Below are 16,539 nucleotides of genomic sequence, written 5' to 3' on the forward strand. Positions count from 1 at the left end.
CACCTCAGCCCCGGTTCGTCGCCGCCCGGCGCGCCTCGGCGGCGTCAGCAAACGTCTTTTTTACGGGACCGAGCACTTGGACGAATTCGAGCTGCTCGCCCTCGGGCCCCTTGCAGTAGATGATCGACCAGCCGTTCGACGGACCCTCGTGGATCTTGATCGTATTGGTATCCCTCGGCGCCGCGCGGCGCTGCTCCTCGGAGTGCACGGGTACGGTGCGGTTCGCCCTGACCTGCGTCATGCCGCGGCGGGCGCACTCGGCCTCGAGATCAGCGATGTACTTGTCGAAGTTCACGTCATCGCGGACGTAGAAGCAGATGTGCATCGAGCGCGGGTAGGCCGGGCTCATGTGGTCGCGCGGCTCGGCCCAGCTGTCGCCGCCGCCCATCGGCTGCGTGGCGTCGCGATACTGCAGGAGTTCGATGACGACGTTCTCGAACTGGACGAAGCGGACATCGAGCCGCTGGGAGCCACCCTTCAGGTCCGGGACGCCGATGGTGCGAGGATCGACGCGGCGCTCGCGGGCAACGATCTCTTGATCGGCCATCAGCGTGAAATGGACCGGCTCCCCCTTGAAATCGCCATCACGCATGACCTCGGTGCCGCCGAGTACCTCGGTGTAGAAGGCGAAAGCCCGGTCCATGTTCTGGACCGTGACGCCGAAATGCTGCACGCCTTGCAGGCGCGCGCCGAGTGGACCATCGTCACGTCCGCCCAGTCGCCCAGTCTGCGCGGAGGCAGTAGTTGCTCCGAGAAGGCCCATGGCTGCAGCGGCACCGGCAACCTGAAGGACTTCACGGCGAATGTGTCCGCCATGCCCGTCGTTGCTTTGATGGTTCATAACGATACACCGGCTCGAGGTTCTCAGCCCAGAGCTATACTAATGTCGCGAGCGATGTGCAGGTAAAAAAAGGTTAAATTCGACAAGGCGCCGGCTCTCTGATGGGGCGGCGCGCAGCACCGAAGGTCTGCTTCTTGGCTAATGACCGAGTGCAGGTTGTGGTGAAACTGGAATGCGCAAGTTGAGCTGCTATAAAGTCCGCTTCGAAGAAGCGGGCCCGGAAACGCGGACGGGCTAATACCGGCCCAACCCGGCTGCCTGGCAACGTTCACGTCGGCCTCGAGAGCGGTCATCAGCAGCCGCGCGCTCGTATTCGGGTTTGCCCGGTGTCGTCTGGACGCGGTGATAGATCCCGGCGACGCCCTCGATATTCGTCGAGATCGGGACGCGCATCGCTCAGACTCCGAGGATATCGGCCCAGCCGGGCAGGAGATCGGTCAGGGCGTCCCGCCGGTGGCCGTCGCGGCCCGTGACCGCCTCGGCCCGCCAAAGGGCGTGGACGATCGCTTGCTCGATCCCGTCCGCGGCGGCCTCGAACAGCGGGTCGAGCTCCGCGTCGTGCAGCAGGGCGGGCGCCGGCATCGGGCGGCCGGGATCCTGCGGCACCGTGTAGGCGGTCGAGAAGGCGAGCGCGATATCGCCGCTGCCGTGGCCGAACACCGAGCCGGTCCGGGCGAGGCCTGCCCCGGCCCGCAGGGCGAGGCGGCGGAGCTGACGCGCGTCGAGGGGCGCGTCGGTGGCGACGATCATGATGATCGAGCCCTTCTCCGGCGGTTCGGTGCCGGATTCCGGCTCCCCGGCGGCCGCCCGGAGCTGAGCGGCGAGCGGCACGCCGCGGACCCGAATCTGGGACGGCTTGCCGAAATTCGACAGGACGAGCGAGCCCAGCGTGAACCGGCCCCGCGCGCGCGCGCGGACCCGCCGGGAGGCGGTGCCGATGCCGCCCTTGAGCCCGAAGCTCGACATCCCGCGCCCGGCCCCGACCGACCCTTCCGCGACGGCGGCGCCCGCCGCGTCCAGGGCGTCGCGATAATGGGACGCCTCAACCGCCATCCGCTGAAGGTCGTTGAGGTAGCCGTCGTTGCACTCGAAGACGAGCGGGTTGAGCGTCGGCAGCGCGCGCCCGATTTCCGGATTGTCGGCGATCGCGGCGCGGATCTGGGCGGCGACCACCGCCGGCACCGCGAAGGTGTTGGTCAGGGCGATCGGCGTCTCCAGCACACCGAGTTCCTCGACCTGCATCAGGCCGACGGACTTGCCGAAGCCGTTCAGCACGACGCCGGCCGCCGGAACGCGGTCCCGGTATGTATCGCCGCCATGCGGCCGCACGACTGTAACGCCAGTCTGAACGTCGCCCTCGGCCAGCGTGCAATGGCCGACCGTCACGCCCGGGACGTCGGTGATGGCGTCGCGCGGACCCCGCGGCAGGCGGCCGACGCGGGGCGCGGGGCGCGGGGGGGCGGCCGGCGTCACAGGCGGTCGATCTTCGGGTCGAGGGCGTCCCGGAGGCCGTCCCCGAGGAGATTGAAGGCCAGCACCGTGAAGAAGATCGCGAGGCTCGGGAACAGCGCGACGTGCGGCGCCGAGACCATGTCGGCGCGGGCCTCGTTCAGCATGGCGCCCCATTCGGGCGTCGGCGGCTGCGCGCCCATGCCGAGGAAGGACAGGCTCGCGGCCGTGATGATCGAGGTGCCCAGCCGCATGGTGAAGTAGACCACGATGCCCGAGATCGTGCCCGGCAGGATGTGGCGCAGGATGATCGTCCGGTCCGGAGCGCCGATGCTCCGCGCGGCCTCGATGTAGGTGCTGTTCTTCAGGACCAGGGTCGTGCCGCGAACGAGGCGCGCGAAGGCCGGGACGCTGAAGACCGACACCGCCACCACGACGTTGACGAGCCCCGAGCCCAGGATGGCGACGACGCCGAGCGCCAGCAGGATGCCCGGGAAGGCGAACAGCACGTCGGACATGCGCATGACGATCCGGTCCCACCAGCCGCCGTAGTAGCCCGCCAGGAGACCGAGCACGGTCCCGACGAGCCCGCCGACGGCGACCGAGAGGAAGCCGGTCGCCAGGGAGATCCGCGCGCCCTCGACGATGCGGCTCAGGATGTCGCGCCCGAGGGGATCGACGCCGAGCCAGTGCGCGAGCGACGGGCCCTCGTTGATCCGGTCGTAGTCGAAGTCGTTGACCGGGTCGTAGGGCACGATCCACGGCGCCAGCACGGCGACCACGACCAGCAGGCCGATGAAGCCCAGGGCGAGGACGGCGACGCGCTGGCGCCGGAACTTGCGCCAGAATTCCGACCACGGCGTCCGGATGCCGGTGGGGACGGGCGCGACGGTGGGAGCGGCGGGGACGAGGATATCGGTCACGGCCGGCTCACCTGTAGCGGATGGTCGGGTTGATGAGGCCGTAGAGCACGTCCACGATCAGGTTGATCAGGATGAACTCCAGCGAGAACAGCAGGACCAGGGCCTGGATCACCGGGTAGTCGCGCTGGTTCACGGCATCGACGAGCAGGCGGCCCATGCCGGGCCAGTTGAACACCGCCTCGACGACGATCGAGCCGCCGAGCAGGAAGCCGAACTGCAGGCCCATCATGGTCACGACCGGGATCAGGGCGTTGCGCAGGCAGTGCTTGGCGATCACGACGCGCTCCTTGAGCCCCTTGGCGCGGGCGGTGCGCACGAAATCCTCGCCGATGACCTCCACGAAGGCCGCGCGGGTGAAGCGGGCCATCACGGCGGCCACGGCCGCGCCGAGCGTCAGCGACGGCAGCACGTAGTGCCGCCACGTGTCGGCGCCGACGGTCGGCAGCCAGCCGAGCTCGACCGAGAAGATCTGCATCAGGAGGATGCCGAGTGCGAAGGCGGGGAACGAGATGCCGGACACGGCGAGCGTCATCCCGAACCGGTCGGGCCATTCGTTGCGGTAGACCGCCGAGACGATGCCGATGATCAGCCCGAAGGCGACCGCCCAGGCCATGCTGGTGAGGGTGAGCAGGAGGGTCGGCAGGAAGCGCTCGCCGATCTCGGTCGAGACCGGGCGGCGGGTGCGGATCGAGACGCCGAGATCGCCGCGGGCGAGGTTGGCGAAGTAGCGCACGAACTGTTCCGGCAGGGGCCGGTCGAGGCCGAGCTCTGTGCGTACCAGGGCCACCGTCTGGGCGTCGGCATCCTGCCCGGCCGCCAGCCGCGCCGGATCGCCGGGAAGCAGGTGGACGAACAGGAAGACGAGGACCGAGACGATCAGCATCGTCGGCAGCAGCCCGAGGAGCCGCTTGAGCAGGAAGGTCAGCATAGGCTCGCGCCCGCGATCCGGGGTTTGCGTGAAGCGATCGCGCGGGACGTCCGCGCCGGGCCGGCCATCGTCCGGGCCGCCCGGCGCGGGGTCCGCTGGCGGCGGCTAGGGAGCGACGGCGATCTCGCCGGAATCGATGTTGCCGTCGGGCATGACGTAGACGCCGGAGAGCCGCGCGGAGGTCGCGTAGAGGTTCTGCTCGGTGACGAGCGGCGCCCAGGGGGCGTCCTTCATCACGATCTCCTGCGCCTTGGCGTAGAGCTCGGCGCGCTCCGCGTCGTTCGTCGAGACCAGCGCCTTGGCGAGAAGGGCGTCGAACTCGGCGTTGCTGTAGTAGGCGGTGTTGTTGAGCTTGGGCGGCCACGCCTCCGTCGCGAGCAGCGGCCGCAGGCCCCAGTCTGCCTCACCGGTCGAGGACGACCAGCCGGCATAGTAGAGGCGGACGCGGGCGGTCTTCGGATCGGGGGCGGTCTGCACCCACTCGGTGCGCTGGCCGGGCTCCAGCGCCAGGGTCTGCACCTTGATGCCGACTTGGCCGAGCTGCTGTTGGAGGAACTGGATCGCCTTCTGGGCGGTGGTGGTGGTGTAGGCGCTCCAGAGGGTCGCCTCGAAGCCGTTGGCGTAGCCGGCCTCCTTGAGGAGCTGGCGCGCCTTGGCCGGGTCGTAGGGCCAGGGATCCATCTTGTGGGCGTAGCGCACGCCCTGCGGGACGATGCCCTGCGCCGGGAAGGCGTAGCCCGAGAAGGCGACCTTGGCCAACGCCTCCTTGTTGATCGCGTAGTTGATCGCTTGGCGGACGCGCAGGTCGTCGAACGGCTTCTGCAGCACGTTCATGCTGAGATACCGCTCGATGATCGAGGCGTGGACCTCGATCTTCAGCTTCTTGCTGGCTTCGAGCATCTTGGCCTGTTCGTAGGGCAGCGGGAAGGCGAAATCGGCCTCGCCGGTCTGCAGCATGGCGGCGCGGGTGCCGTTCTCGGGCACCGGCTTCCACGTGATGGTGTCGACCTTCGGGAAGCCGGCCTGCCAGTAATCGGCGAACTTCGCGCCCTTGACGTAATCGGTCTGCTTCCAGTCGACGAAGGTGAACGGCCCGGTGCCGACCGGGTGGAAGGCGATGTCCTTCCCGTATTTCTTCAGGGCCGTGGGCGAGATGATCGCCGCCGAGGCGTGGGCCAGCGAGTTGATGAAGGGCCCGAAGGGCTCCTTCAGGGTGATGCGCAGGCTCGTGGGCGAGAGCACCTCGATCGTCTTGATGCGGTTGAACTGGTTGTACCGCGCGAGGTGGTTTTCCGGGTCGAGGACGCGGTCGAGGTTGGCCTTCACCGCAGCGGCGTCGAACGTCGTGCCGTCGTGGAATTTCACGCCCTCGCGCAGCTTGAACGTGTAGACGAGGCCGTCGGGCGATGTCTCGTAGCTCTCGGCCAGGACGTTGCGGACCTTCAGATCCTTGTCGAAGCCGAAGAGGCCTTCGTAGAACGACTTGGTGACGGCGGTCGTGAGCGTCGTGTTCGTATTGTACGGGTCGAGGGTCTCGGGCTGGCCGCTGATCGCTAGGATCGGGTCGCCGGCCGCGGCGGCGGGCGCGGTTGCCGCGGCGAGCAGGCCGGCGGCGAGGAGGAAGCGCTCGAACATGGTCAGACCTCGGGGCATGGGACGATCCTGCTGGCGGGGATAGGCGGTGTCAGGCGGCGAGGCCGCCGACCGTGTGGCGGGCGACGAGATGGCCGGGGCCGATCTCGACGAGGGGCGCGACCTGCGGCTCGTCGCCGAGCGCCCGGACTGGGCTCGGGATCTCGTCGGTCAGGAGCCGGCGGGCGCGCAGGTGGCGGTGGGCCGGGTCGGCGACCGGCACCGCCGCCATCAGCTTGCGGGTGTAGGGGTGCTGCGGGTCCTCGAAGATCGCCCGGCGGGGGCCGATCTCGACGATCTGGCCGAGATACATCACCGCCACCCGGTGGCTGATGCGCTCGACCACCGCCATGTCGTGGCTGATGAACAGGTAGGCGAGGCCGAACTCCCGCTGGAGATCGAGCATCAGGTTCACGATCTGGGCCTGGATCGACACGTCGAGGGCCGAGACCGCCTCGTCGGCGACGATGACCTTCGGGTTCAGGGCGAGGGCCCGGGCGATGGCGATGCGCTGCCGCTGTCCGCCCGAGAACTCATGCGGGTAGCGCTGGGCTTGGTCGGGGGTCAGCCCGACGCGCTCGAGCAGCCACGCCACCCGCGCCTCGGCCTCCCGGCGCGTCGCGATCCCGTGGACCAGCAGCGGCTCCATGATCGAGAAGCCGACGGTCAGGCGGGGATCGAGGGAGGCGTAGGGGTCCTGGAAGATGAACTGGATATTGCGCCGCAGGCCGCGCAACTGCCCGGGGGGCAGGTCGCGGATGTTGCCGCCGTCGAACTCGATCAGGCCGCTCTGGCTCTCCACGAGGCGCAGGAGCGAGCGGCCGGTCGTCGACTTGCCGCAGCCGGATTCGCCGACGAGGGCCAGGGTCTCGCCGGGATGGAGATCGAAGCTGACCTGCTCCACCGCGTGGACGCGGCGGCGCACGCGATTCAGAAGGCCGCCGCGGATGTCGAACCGGGTGACGAGGTCGCGCACCCGCAGGATCGGCCCGGCGCCGGCGCGCACGGTGTCGTGGGATTCGTCGACCGGGGCGGACGCACCCTGCCCCGCCGGGTGTTCCCGGGCCTCGGCCCGCAGCAGGTCGAACTTCCGCGGCAGGTCGCTGCCCGCCATGGCGCCGAGACGGGGAACGGCGGCGAGCAGCGCCCGGGTGTAGGCGTGGCGCGGCGCGGTGAAGAGCGCGGGCGCCGCCCCCTCCTCCACCTTGTCGCCGCGGTACATGACCAGCACGCGGTCGGCGATCTCGGCCACGACGCCCATGTCGTGAGTGATGAAGACGACGCCCATCTTCATCTCGGCCTGGAGGCTGCGGATCAGTTCGAGGATCTGCGCCTGGATCGTGACGTCGAGGGCCGTGGTCGGCTCATCGGCGATGAGCAACTGCGGCTTGCAGGACAGGGCCATGGCGATCATCACGCGCTGGCGCATGCCGCCGGAGAGCTGGTGCGGGTAGCGCGTGAGGACGTTGCGCGCCTCGGGGATGCGCACGAGGTCGAGCATCCGCAGGGCCTCGGCCCGGGAGGCTGAGGCGCTCTTCCCCTGGTGGACGCGGATCGATTCCGCGATCTGGTCCCCGGCGGTGAAGACCGGGTTCAGGGAGGTCATCGGCTCCTGGAAGATCATCGCGATCTCGGCGCCACGGATCGCCCGCATCTTGGCGTTCGGGGCGGCGGCGAGATCGAGCACCTCGCCCGAGCCGCGCCGGAACAGCATCTGCCCGGCCGCGATCCGGCCGCCGCCGTGCTCCACGAGGCGCATCAGGCTGAGCGAGGTCACGGACTTGCCGGACCCGGACTCGCCGACGATCGCCAGGGTCTCGCCGGCGTCGACGTGGAACGCGAGGTCGCGGACCGCCTCCACGACCCGCTCGGAGTTCGCAAAGCGGACGGTAAGGCCGGTGACGGAGACGACCCGTCCGTCGGGCAGAGCGGCAGGAGAGGCGGTCCCGGCTGCGATGGTCGGCATGGCGGATCTCAGCGCGCTGGTGCGGGGACGCGGCGGGTCTCGCCGAAGATCGCGGTGGCCGGCGCCTCGCCGGAGCGGACGAGGCCGCGATACATGCCCTCGGTGTTGAACGGCATTGCGACCCGGCCACGCGCATCGACGGCGATCAGCCCGCCGCGGCCGCCGACAGTCGGCAGGTGCTCCTCGACAACCGCCCGGGCTGCCACCTCGAGGTCCTGGCCCCCGTAGGCCATGCGCGCGCAGACATCGTGCGCCGCCGCGACGCGGATGAAGGCCTCCCCCGTGCCGGTGCAGGAGACCGCGGCGGTCCTGTCGTCCGCGTAGGTGCCCGCGCCGATCAGCGGCGAGTCGCCGATCCGGCCGGGACGCTTGTTGGTCATGCCGCCGGTCGAGGTCAGGGCGGCGAGGTGGCCGTCCCGGTCGAGGGCGACGGCGCCCACCGTGCCGAACTTGCGGGTCTCGTCGAGGGGCCCCGACGCCGTGTCGTGGTCGAGGGCGACTTGCCCGGCGGCCAACGCTCGGCGAAGCTGGTCGCGGCGGGCCTCTGTCGAGAAAAAATCGGGCTCGACCATCTCGAGGCCGTGCCGGCGCGCGAAGGTCTCGGCGCCGGCACCAGCCATAAGGACGTGCTCGCCGGCCTCCATCAGCGCGCGGGCGGCGCGGCCAGGCCGGCGCACCCGCGAGACGCCCGCGACAGCGCCGGCCCGCAGGGTGGCGCCGTCCATGATCGCGGCGTCGAGTTCGTGGGTCTCGGCGCTGGTGAAGACGGCGCCGTGGCCGGCATTGAAGAGCGGGCACTCCTCCAGAAGGTCGACGGCGACACTCACGGCGTCGAGGGCGCTCCCGCCGTCGGCGAGGCAGGCCGCTCCGGCCGCCAGGATTCCGGCGAGGGCCGCGTGGTAGCGCGCCTCGCCGGGATCGGCCTGGCCCGACGCGATCGTCCCGGCACCGCCGTGGATCACGAGTACGGGGCGGTGGTCGCTCATGGAACGGCTCCCGGAGGCGGGGTGTCGGGCAGGTCGTCGGCTCCGCCCTGCGGCGGCCAGGCGGCGTAGTCGCGGTCGAGCCAGGGCAGCACCGCTTCCGTCACGCGCGTCGCGGCCGGGACGAGATCCTCGGTGGCGTGGGCGAAGGCGCTCGCCAGGGCCTCCACGAGGGCCGTCAGGCTGGCATCCGAGGCGGCGAAGTAGTGGCAGTCGGTCTGCGCGTAGAGCGCGACCGTTGCGGTGGCGACGAGGGGTGAGTGCGGTCCGTCAGTCAGCGCCAGGACCGCGGCGCCGTGCTTCCGTGCGATCTCGGCCAGCCGCACCGTGTCGGCGAAGTACCGCGGGGTTGCGAGCGCGATGACGAGGTCGTCGGTCGTCAGCCGGCGCAGGCTCCGGGCGGCGAAGCCGGGCCCCTCCAGTGTCGCCAGCAGATGGACGTCCTCGCGGTTGACGTCGAGGTTGCGCGCCAGGATGCCGGCCGGCCAGCTGCTGCTGCCCAGGCCCACGACGTAGACCCGTCGGGCCCGGCGGATCGCCTCGACGGCCTGCGCACAGGTCTGGCCGTCGAGCCCACGCCGCGTCGCCTCGATGTTGCGGACGATATCGGCCAAGGCTCCGTCGAGGATGCCGGACGCGGTCGCGGGCTGATCTCGGCTGCCGCGCAGCTTCTCGACCGGTGCGAGCGCCTTCTCATAGCCGAGGACGAGGGCCGCGCGGAACTTTGCGTAGCCCTCGTAGCCCACGGCGCGGGCAAACCGATTAGCGGTGGCGACGGAGACGCCAACCAAGTCTGCAAGCTCATTCACGGGCAGAGTCGCGGCGCGCAACGGATGATCAAGGACGAAGCGGGCGACCTCTCGGTGAGCGGAGCTGAGCGCCGGAAACGCGTGCGCGATCCGTTGCGCGACAGAAAGTTCCTTGGGTTCCAACGCCACGACGCTCGAGCCGATCAAAAATTCTCACTGCCGGACAGTCTGAGAATTTTTTCGATCACCCGCAAGCGCTTCGACGCTTCTTTTCGCGGCACCAGTTGCACAAATCGCTGAACTTCCCAGACAAATTGGGTCACCTCGCTCCTAGTCAGATGCGCCTCCCCGTTCACGGCAACTGCGTTGGCCGATGGCTGCAGTTGCGCTCCTGCTGTGGGGGGCTCACTGCAGGTGCAATGGCGACCGGTGAGCCGATCTATGCTGATGTCTGCTTCGGAGATGCCGGCTGACGCCACCGAATGGCCGTGACGGGCGCGAAATCGTCGATCAACTTCCTAGCTCAAGGCCAAGGTCCGGCAGCAGCGCGTCCCAAACCCAGGTGACCGAACGGCGCTTTGACGCACGGCTGCGCATGTCGAGCGCGTGTCTCGGTCGTGTCCCCTGGGGTGGTGTAGCTTCGGCGTGGCCACCACGATCACCGGCTTGGGCCGGATTGATCAGGCTGCCAGGGTCGGCAGGCTGACGAGGGGATCATCGCCGATCGGGGCGATGCTTTCCAGGGTGATGTAGCGGGAGCGCTGGACGGCCCACTCGTCGTTCTGTTCCAGCAGGATCGCGCCGACGAGGCGTGTGATGGCCGCCTCGTTGGGGAAGATGCCGACCACCTCGGTCCGGCGCTTGATCTCGCCGTTGAGGCGTTCCAGCGGGTTGGTGGAGTGCAGCTTGACCCGATGCTGGGTGGGGAAGCCCATGTAGGCCAGCACGTCCGGCTCAGCCTCGTCCATCAGGGCGGCGAGCTTGGGGACCTTCGGCCGGAGCTGATCGGCCACGCGCCGCCACTGCTGACGGGCCGCCTCGGCATCGTCCTGGGCAAATGCCGTGGCGATGAAGGCGGAGACGACACGCCGCCCGCTGCGTCCGGCATGGGCGAGCACGTTGCGCATGAAGTGGACACGGCAACGCTGCCAGGTCGCGTTCATCACCTTGGCCACCGACGCCTTGATGCCCTCGTGGGCGTCCGAGATCACCAGCTTGACCCCGCGCAGGCCGCGGCGCGCCAGCTTGCGGAGAAAGTCCGTCCAGAACGTCTCGGCCTCGGACGGGCCGACATCCATGCCGAGCACCTCGCGACGGCCGTCAGTGTTCACACCGACCGCCACGATGACGGCGACAGAGACGATACGGCCGTCCTGGCGCACCTTCACGTAGGTCGCGTCGATCCAGAGGTAGGGCCACTCGCCCTCGATGGGCCGGGCGAGGAACGCGCCCACGCGCTCGTCGATTTCCTGGCAGAGCCGGCTGACCTGGCTCTTCGACACGCCTGTGCCGCCCATCGCTTGGACGAGGTCATCAACCGAGCGGGTCGAGATGCCCTGGATGTAGGCCTCCTGGATCACAGCCGTGAGCGCCTTCTCGGCCATGCGTCGCGGCTCCAGGAAGCCCGGAAAGTAGCTGCCCTTGCGCAGCTTCGGAATGCTCAGCTCGACCGTGCCGGCCCGCGTCTGCCAATCCCGGTCACGGTAGCCGTTGCGCTGGACCAGCCGCTCGGCGCTCTTCTCGCCATGGGCCGCGCCGGTCAGGCCACCAACCTCCAGCTCCATTAGCCGCTCGGCCGCAAAGCCGATCATCTCGCGCAGCAAATCGGCGTCGGCGCTCTTCTCCATCAGCCCGCGCAGGGCCATCATCTCGTCGGTCATCGGGGGGCTCTCGGGTTCGCGGTTGGTGCTCGCAACCCGACCCTACCCGGCAACCGCCGATGACCACCCCGCGAGAGATCCCGCCTGCTACAGCGCTGTGAAGGGCGCGCAGGCGGGCTCTCCCGCTACCGGCGAGCTACACCACCTCCAGGGACACGACCCGTGTCTCACCGGTCGCCATTGCACCCAACCCCACTCGACCCACGCCCGGACCTCGGGCAGGGCCGCCGCCGCTCCCACGGCACCCCCGCCGCCGCCGAGCCTCGCTTGCCGTGCAGCCGGTGCCGCTCCCCCGCTTATGCCCATTCTGCGGCACTGCCGGTGCCGCGTGGTGGCGGCTGTTCATCCATCAACCCATCCCGGGAACCCCGTCTCGGCCGCGGCGACCCGCGCTTCACTGCCGATCGCACCGCCTTCGTCGTCATCCGTGGCACCGCCCCAACCGGCGCCCGTGCCATCTTCTGCATCGAAACGAAGAACAGTGGAGCCGGCCACGACCCCGCGCTGCCGCCTCATCCGCGGCACCAAGAAATCGGACGCACGATGACCGGCCTATTCATCGCCCCCGAGGGTCCCGCGCTGACCGGCCCGGCCTGCCGGCAGCTCGGCCTCGCCAGCGCAAGGATTTGAAAGTAGAGCGCCCTCGCCTCTTCGATTCCACGCACAAACGGCCTCATCCACAACCGGCGAGCTCTAGCTAAGCCCGGCCCCGACAACCGCCCCTTGCGCACCGGTGCGTTCGCCCTGCGGCATCGGGAGACGGCACCGACCCTTCGCCACTGGATCAGAAAGACACGATCTCGGCGCGTCGCAGCTCCTCCTCCTGAGAGCTGCGCGCGGAACGCAGTCTGACAGGATCGCCCAGGCTCGTTGCATTTAATAATCAACCGGTCTATTTCTAATTCATGAAGTCCGATTCGGTCTCGGTTGTCACCGCGCGCAAGAGGGGTCGGCCACCTAGGCCTGAGCCGGCCTACGGCACGTCGCGGGCGGCCTTGATCCGGGTGGGCGTCGCGCTGCTATCGGAGAAGGGCTACTCGGCAACCGGCCTCGAAGAGGTCCTGCGCACCGCGGGTGTGCCGAAAGGTTCGTTCTATCACTATTTCGCGAGCAAGGACGTCTTCGGCGCCGAACTGATCGAGGCGTACGCAGCCTACTTCGCGCGCAAGCTCGACCGCTGGTTGCTCGATGAGAGTACGACCCCGATCGAGCGCATCAGGAACTTCGTCGCCGACGCGAAGGCCGGCATGGCACGCTACGAGTTCCGTCGCGGCTGTGTCGTCGGCAATCTTGGGCAGGAGATGAGCGCCCTGCCCGAGCTCTTTCGGGACCGTCTGCACGGCGTGCTCCTCGACTGGCAGGCGCGGACGGAGCGCTGTCTCCGGGACGCCCAGGCAGCCGGCCAGATCGCCGCGGATGCCGATTGCGCTGCGTTGGCGGCGTTTTTCTGGATCGGCTGGGAAGGTGCGGTCCTGCGCGCCAAGCTCGAGCGCAGCCCCGAGCCTCTCGACCTCTTCGCCACCCTATTCCTGACCTGTCTTACGCGCTGAGCGCCCCATGGAGTGCCCCGAATGTTCAAGGCAATCCTGATCGAGAAGGATGAGGCGGGCTACCGCGCCGGCCTACGTGAGATCGACGAGGCGCAGCTCCCCGAGGGCGACGTCACCGTGGATGTCGCCTACTCGACGTTGAACTACAAGGACGGGCTCGCGATCACCGGGAAAGGGCCGGTCGTGCGCAAGTTTCCGATGGTGCCGGGCATCGACATCGCCGGCACCGTCCGCGAATCCCGGCATCACGACTACAAGGCCGGCGACCGCGTCGTCCTCAACGGCTGGGGCGTCGGCGAGACCCATTGGGGTGGGCTGGCGCAAGTCGCACGGCTCAAGGGCGACTGGTTGGTGCCGTTGCCGGAGACGCTCACGCCACGGCAGGCGATGGCGATCGGAACTGCCGGTTACACGGCGATGCTGTGCGTGATCGCCCTCGAGCGCCACGGCGTCACCCCCGACAAGGGCGAGGTCGTCGTCACCGGCGCGGCCGGTGGCGTCGGCAGCACGGCGGTCGCTCTCCTGTCGCGCCTCGGCTACACGGTCGTGGCGGTGAGCGGCCGTCCTGAGGAGGCCGATTACCTGCGCCGCCTCGGCGCAGCGGAGGTGCTGGACCGGGCGGCATTCTCGGATCCGGGCAGGCCGCTCGCCCGGGAGCGCTGGGCCGGGGCCGTCGATGCGGTCGGTAGCCACACGCTGGCGAACGTCTGTGCCGCCATGAAGTACCGGGGTGTCGTGACGGCCTGCGGTCTGGCGCAGGGCATGGACCTGCCTGCGAGCGTGGCCCCCTTCATCCTGCGCGGAGTCAGCCTGATCGGGATCGACAGCGTGATGTGCCCGCGGCCCGAGCGGATCGACGCCTGGAACAGGCTGGTCCGCGACCTCGATCCGGTCAAGCTCGAGGCGATCACGGACGAGATCGGCCTGACAGAGGCTGTGGCCACCGCGGAACGCCTGATGTCGGGCCGGGTGCGCGGCCGCGTCGTCGTTGACGTGCATCGCTAGGCGTTCTCGCCGCCTCTCGCCGCCGTTCAACTGCGGAACAGACGGAAATCATACAGGGAAGACTTGGGTGTGATGGCTTAATACTGAACGCGGCACTGCCGCCGGACTGACAAAAACAAACACAGTCCGTTCATACCGATGGAGGAAAGACCATGAAGGGTGTATTCGCGCTGGCGATCCTGTTTGGCGGCCTGTCCGCCGTGCAGGCCGACCCGCTGCCGACCTTCCGTATCGGCGTGCTGAATGATCAGTCCGGGCTCTACGCCGACATCGCGGGGCCGGGCTCCGTCGAGGCCGCGCGCATGGCCGTCGAGGACTTCAAGCCGGACGTGAGAGGCTTCCGCGTCGAGGTTCTCTCGGCCGACCATCAGAACAAGCCCGATATCGGCGCGGCCATCGTGCGACGCTGGTTCGACGTCGACCAGGTCGACGCGATCGTCGACGTACCGACCTCTTCGGTCGCCCTGGCCGTGTCGAACATCGCGAGCGAGAAGGACAAGGCATTCCTGATCGCGAGCGCCGGGTCCTCGGATCTGACCGGGAAGAACTGCACCCGGACCAACGTCCATTGGACCTACGACACCTGGGCTCTCGGCAACAGCACGGCGCGCGCCGTGATCACGCAGGGCGGAAAGTCCTGGTACTTCCTCACGACGGATTACGCGTTCGGTCACGCTCTGGAGCGCGACGCCACCGAGGCCGTGACGAAGGCGGGCGGCAAGTCCCTCGGACACGTCCTGGCTCCGTTCCAGAGCACCGACTTCTCCTCCTACCTGCTCCAGGCCCAGGGCAGCGGTGCGCAGGTGGTCGCGCTCGCCAATTCCGGCGGCGACACGATCAACGCCATCAAGCAGGCCTCGGAGTTCGGCCTCACCGACGGCGGCCAGAAGCTCGTCGCGCTCCTCGCCTTCATCTCGGACATCCACTCAGTCGGCCTGAAGGTCGCCCACGGCCTGACTCTGACCGAGGCGTTCTACTGGGACCTCAATGACGGCACCCGGACCTGGGCGAAGCGGTTCGCGGCACGCAACGGTGGCCGTTACCCGACGATGAACCAGGCCGGCACCTACGCGGCGATGCTCCACTGGATGAAGGCGATCGCCGCCCTCGACAAGGACAAGGCGCATCGCGGCACCGACATCGTCGCGCAGATGAAGGCGATGCCGACAAACGATCCGCTGTTCGGCCACGGCTCGATCCGCGCGGACGGGCGCACCATCCACGACCTCTACCTGTTCCAGGTCAAGGACCCGTCCGAGTCGAAGGGGCCGTACGACTACTACAAGCTCGTCGACACCATCCCCGGCGACCAGGCGTTCCGGCCCATGGCCGACGGCGGCTGCCCCCTCGTAGCCCATACGGCCGCGAAGTGAGGCAGCCTAGCCATGGCACGTCCTGACGCGGCCGACAGCGCGACCATCAGCGCAAAGCGGATGGCGATCGGGCTGCTGCTCCTGAGCGAGGTGGCGGCTATGGCGACGTGGTTCGCCACCACCGCCTCGATCGGCGCGATCCGCACGCAGTGGACGCTGAGCCCGTTCCAGGAGGCCCTGCTCACCAACAGCGTGCAGGCCGGGTTCGTCGCCGGCACCCTGGTCAGCGCGCTGCTGGGGCTGGCCGACCGGTTCGACCTGCGCCGGCTGTTCTGCGGCTGCGCCGTCGCGGCCGGTCTCGCCAACCTCCTGATGCTGGCCTTCGCGCCGACCTCGCCGATGGTGCCGCTGCTGCGCTTCGTGACGGGGGCCTGCATGGCCGGCGTCTACCCGGTCGGCATGAAGATCGCCGCGACCTGGGCGGTGGGTGACCTGGGGCTGCTGATCGGCCTTCTGGTGGGCGCGCTCACCCTCGGCTCGGCGCTGCCCCACCTCGTCGCGGCCCTCGGCCAGCTCGACTGGCATCTGCCGGTGCTCGGTGCGGCGTTGGGCGCCCTCCTCTCGGCGGCCCTGATCCGCTTCGTGCAACTCGGGCCGATCCGGTCGGAGGCCCCGCCCCTGCGCTTGGAGAACGCCCTGGAGGCGTGGCGCAATCGCGGCGTGCGCTTGGCCAATCTCGGCTATCTCGGCCACATGTGGGAGCTCTACGCGATGTGGGCCTGGATCGGTGCCTTCATGGCGGCGAGCTTCCGTGAGCGTTACGGCAACGCGCCGCCGTTCCCGCCGGAACTGGCCGCCTTCGCGGTGGTGGCGGCCGGGGCGTTCGGCGCGATGCTGGGCGGCTGGGCGGCCGATCGACTCGGGCGCACTCTGGTCACCGGCGCCTCGATGCTGGCCAGCGGCTGCTGTGCCATCGCGGTGGGTTTCCTGTTCGGCGGCCCTGCCTGGGCGGTGCTGGCGGTGGGCGTGCTCTGGGGCGTCGCGGTAATCGCCGATTCGGCGCAGTTCTCGGCGGCGGTGAGCGAGCTGAGCGACCGCAGGCTGATCGGCACGATGCTCACCGTGCAGACCTGCCTCGGCTTTCTCCTGACGCTCGTCAGTATCCAGCTCATCGCCTTCGCCGGGACATTCCTCGGCTGGCGCTTCGCCTTCGCGCTGCTGGCCGTGGGGCCGTTCCTGGGTCTCGCTTCGATGCTGCGGCTGCGGCGCCTACCCGAGGCCAAGCGGCTGGCGGGAGGACGCAAGTGACAGCGAGGAGAA

At 69.1% G+C, this 16,539-nt stretch carries 16 protein-coding genes; 6 read left to right on the forward strand and 10 right to left on the reverse strand.

Going from position 1 to position 16,539, the window contains the following annotated elements; genetic code table 11:
• Positions 1-4: 4 nt before the first annotated feature.
• The 9 genes from BM419_RS13895 to BM419_RS13930 all read right to left on the reverse strand — a co-directional run bounded on the left by BM419_RS13895 (position 5) and on the right by BM419_RS13930 (position 9,660).
• Positions 5-841 carry a VOC family protein gene (locus tag BM419_RS13895; protein WP_091926758.1) on the reverse strand — a complete coding sequence of 279 codons (837 nt, stop codon included), beginning with the start codon at positions 839-841 and terminating at the stop codon, positions 5-7.
• A gap of 234 nt (positions 842-1,075) precedes the next feature.
• Complete coding sequence (locus BM419_RS32870; protein WP_234080784.1) at positions 1,076-1,234, reverse strand: M55 family metallopeptidase; 159 nt, start codon at positions 1,232-1,234, stop codon at positions 1,076-1,078.
• 3 nt (positions 1,235-1,237) lie between these two features.
• On the reverse strand, positions 1,238-2,314 hold the full coding sequence (locus tag BM419_RS13900; RefSeq protein WP_020096128.1) for a DmpA family aminopeptidase: 1,077 nt from the start codon (positions 2,312-2,314) through the stop codon (positions 1,238-1,240).
• Positions 2,311-3,213 (reverse strand): glutathione ABC transporter permease GsiD, encoded by a 903-nt coding sequence (gene gsiD / locus BM419_RS13905; protein WP_020096127.1) that lies wholly within the window; start codon positions 3,211-3,213, stop codon positions 2,311-2,313. The genes BM419_RS13900 and gsiD overlap by 4 nt, the downstream gene beginning before the upstream one ends.
• A gap of 7 nt (positions 3,214-3,220) precedes the next feature.
• The gene (gene gsiC, locus BM419_RS13910; protein ID WP_091926759.1) at positions 3,221-4,141 is read right to left on the reverse strand and encodes a glutathione ABC transporter permease GsiC; all 921 of its coding nucleotides are present in this window, start codon (positions 4,139-4,141) and stop codon (positions 3,221-3,223) included.
• 105 nt (positions 4,142-4,246) lie between these two features.
• Complete coding sequence (gene gsiB / locus BM419_RS13915; protein WP_244540766.1) at positions 4,247-5,794, reverse strand: glutathione ABC transporter substrate-binding protein GsiB; 1,548 nt, start codon at positions 5,792-5,794, stop codon at positions 4,247-4,249.
• A 31-nt stretch (positions 5,795-5,825) separates the two neighbouring features.
• Complete coding sequence (locus BM419_RS13920) at positions 5,826-7,739, reverse strand: dipeptide ABC transporter ATP-binding protein (RefSeq protein WP_091926761.1); 1,914 nt, start codon at positions 7,737-7,739, stop codon at positions 5,826-5,828.
• A gap of 8 nt (positions 7,740-7,747) precedes the next feature.
• Positions 7,748-8,725, reverse strand: a complete 978-nt coding sequence (locus BM419_RS13925) for an isoaspartyl peptidase/L-asparaginase family protein (protein WP_020096123.1) — start codon at positions 8,723-8,725, stop codon at positions 7,748-7,750.
• Positions 8,722-9,660 (reverse strand): MurR/RpiR family transcriptional regulator, encoded by a 939-nt coding sequence (locus tag BM419_RS13930; RefSeq protein WP_026605401.1) that lies wholly within the window; start codon positions 9,658-9,660, stop codon positions 8,722-8,724. Before BM419_RS13930 ends, BM419_RS13925 begins: the two co-directional genes overlap by 4 nt.
• Here BM419_RS13930 and BM419_RS32390 point away from each other — a divergent pair.
• A complete protein-coding gene (locus tag BM419_RS32390; RefSeq protein ID WP_175556304.1) occupies positions 9,556-9,771 on the forward strand; it encodes a hypothetical protein in 216 nt (71 codons plus the stop codon). The genes BM419_RS13930 and BM419_RS32390 overlap by 105 nt on opposite strands.
• 380 nt (positions 9,772-10,151) lie before the next feature.
• On the opposite strand, the gene BM419_RS13935 is transcribed toward BM419_RS32390, so the two are convergent.
• Complete coding sequence (locus BM419_RS13935) at positions 10,152-11,351, reverse strand: IS256 family transposase (protein WP_091926762.1); 1,200 nt, start codon at positions 11,349-11,351, stop codon at positions 10,152-10,154.
• A gap of 321 nt (positions 11,352-11,672) precedes the next feature.
• Here BM419_RS13935 and BM419_RS33380 point away from each other — a divergent pair, with 321 nt between their 5' ends.
• The 5 genes from BM419_RS33380 to BM419_RS13955 all read left to right on the forward strand — a co-directional run bounded on the left by BM419_RS33380 (position 11,673) and on the right by BM419_RS13955 (position 16,527).
• A complete protein-coding gene (locus tag BM419_RS33380; protein WP_348273191.1) occupies positions 11,673-11,981 on the forward strand; it encodes a hypothetical protein in 309 nt (102 codons plus the stop codon).
• 275 nt (positions 11,982-12,256) lie between these two features.
• Positions 12,257-12,901, forward strand: coding sequence for an acrylate utilization transcriptional regulator AcuR (locus BM419_RS13940; protein WP_091926763.1), 645 nt, complete (start codon positions 12,257-12,259; stop codon positions 12,899-12,901).
• Between the two features lie 21 nt (positions 12,902-12,922).
• Positions 12,923-13,906, forward strand: a complete 984-nt coding sequence (locus BM419_RS13945; protein ID WP_091926764.1) for an acrylyl-CoA reductase (NADPH) — start codon at positions 12,923-12,925, stop codon at positions 13,904-13,906.
• Positions 13,907-14,058: 152 nt separating this feature from the next.
• Positions 14,059-15,279 carry an ABC transporter substrate-binding protein gene (locus tag BM419_RS13950; protein WP_091926765.1) on the forward strand — a complete coding sequence of 407 codons (1,221 nt, stop codon included), beginning with the start codon at positions 14,059-14,061 and terminating at the stop codon, positions 15,277-15,279.
• Positions 15,280-15,291: 12 nt separating this feature from the next.
• Positions 15,292-16,527 carry an MFS transporter gene (locus BM419_RS13955; RefSeq protein ID WP_103985789.1) on the forward strand — a complete coding sequence of 412 codons (1,236 nt, stop codon included), beginning with the start codon at positions 15,292-15,294 and terminating at the stop codon, positions 16,525-16,527.
• Positions 16,528-16,539: the final 12 nt, after the last annotated feature.

The organism is Methylobacterium sp. yr668, from assembly GCF_900116245.1.
GTDB lineage: Bacteria > Pseudomonadota > Alphaproteobacteria > Rhizobiales > Beijerinckiaceae > Methylobacterium.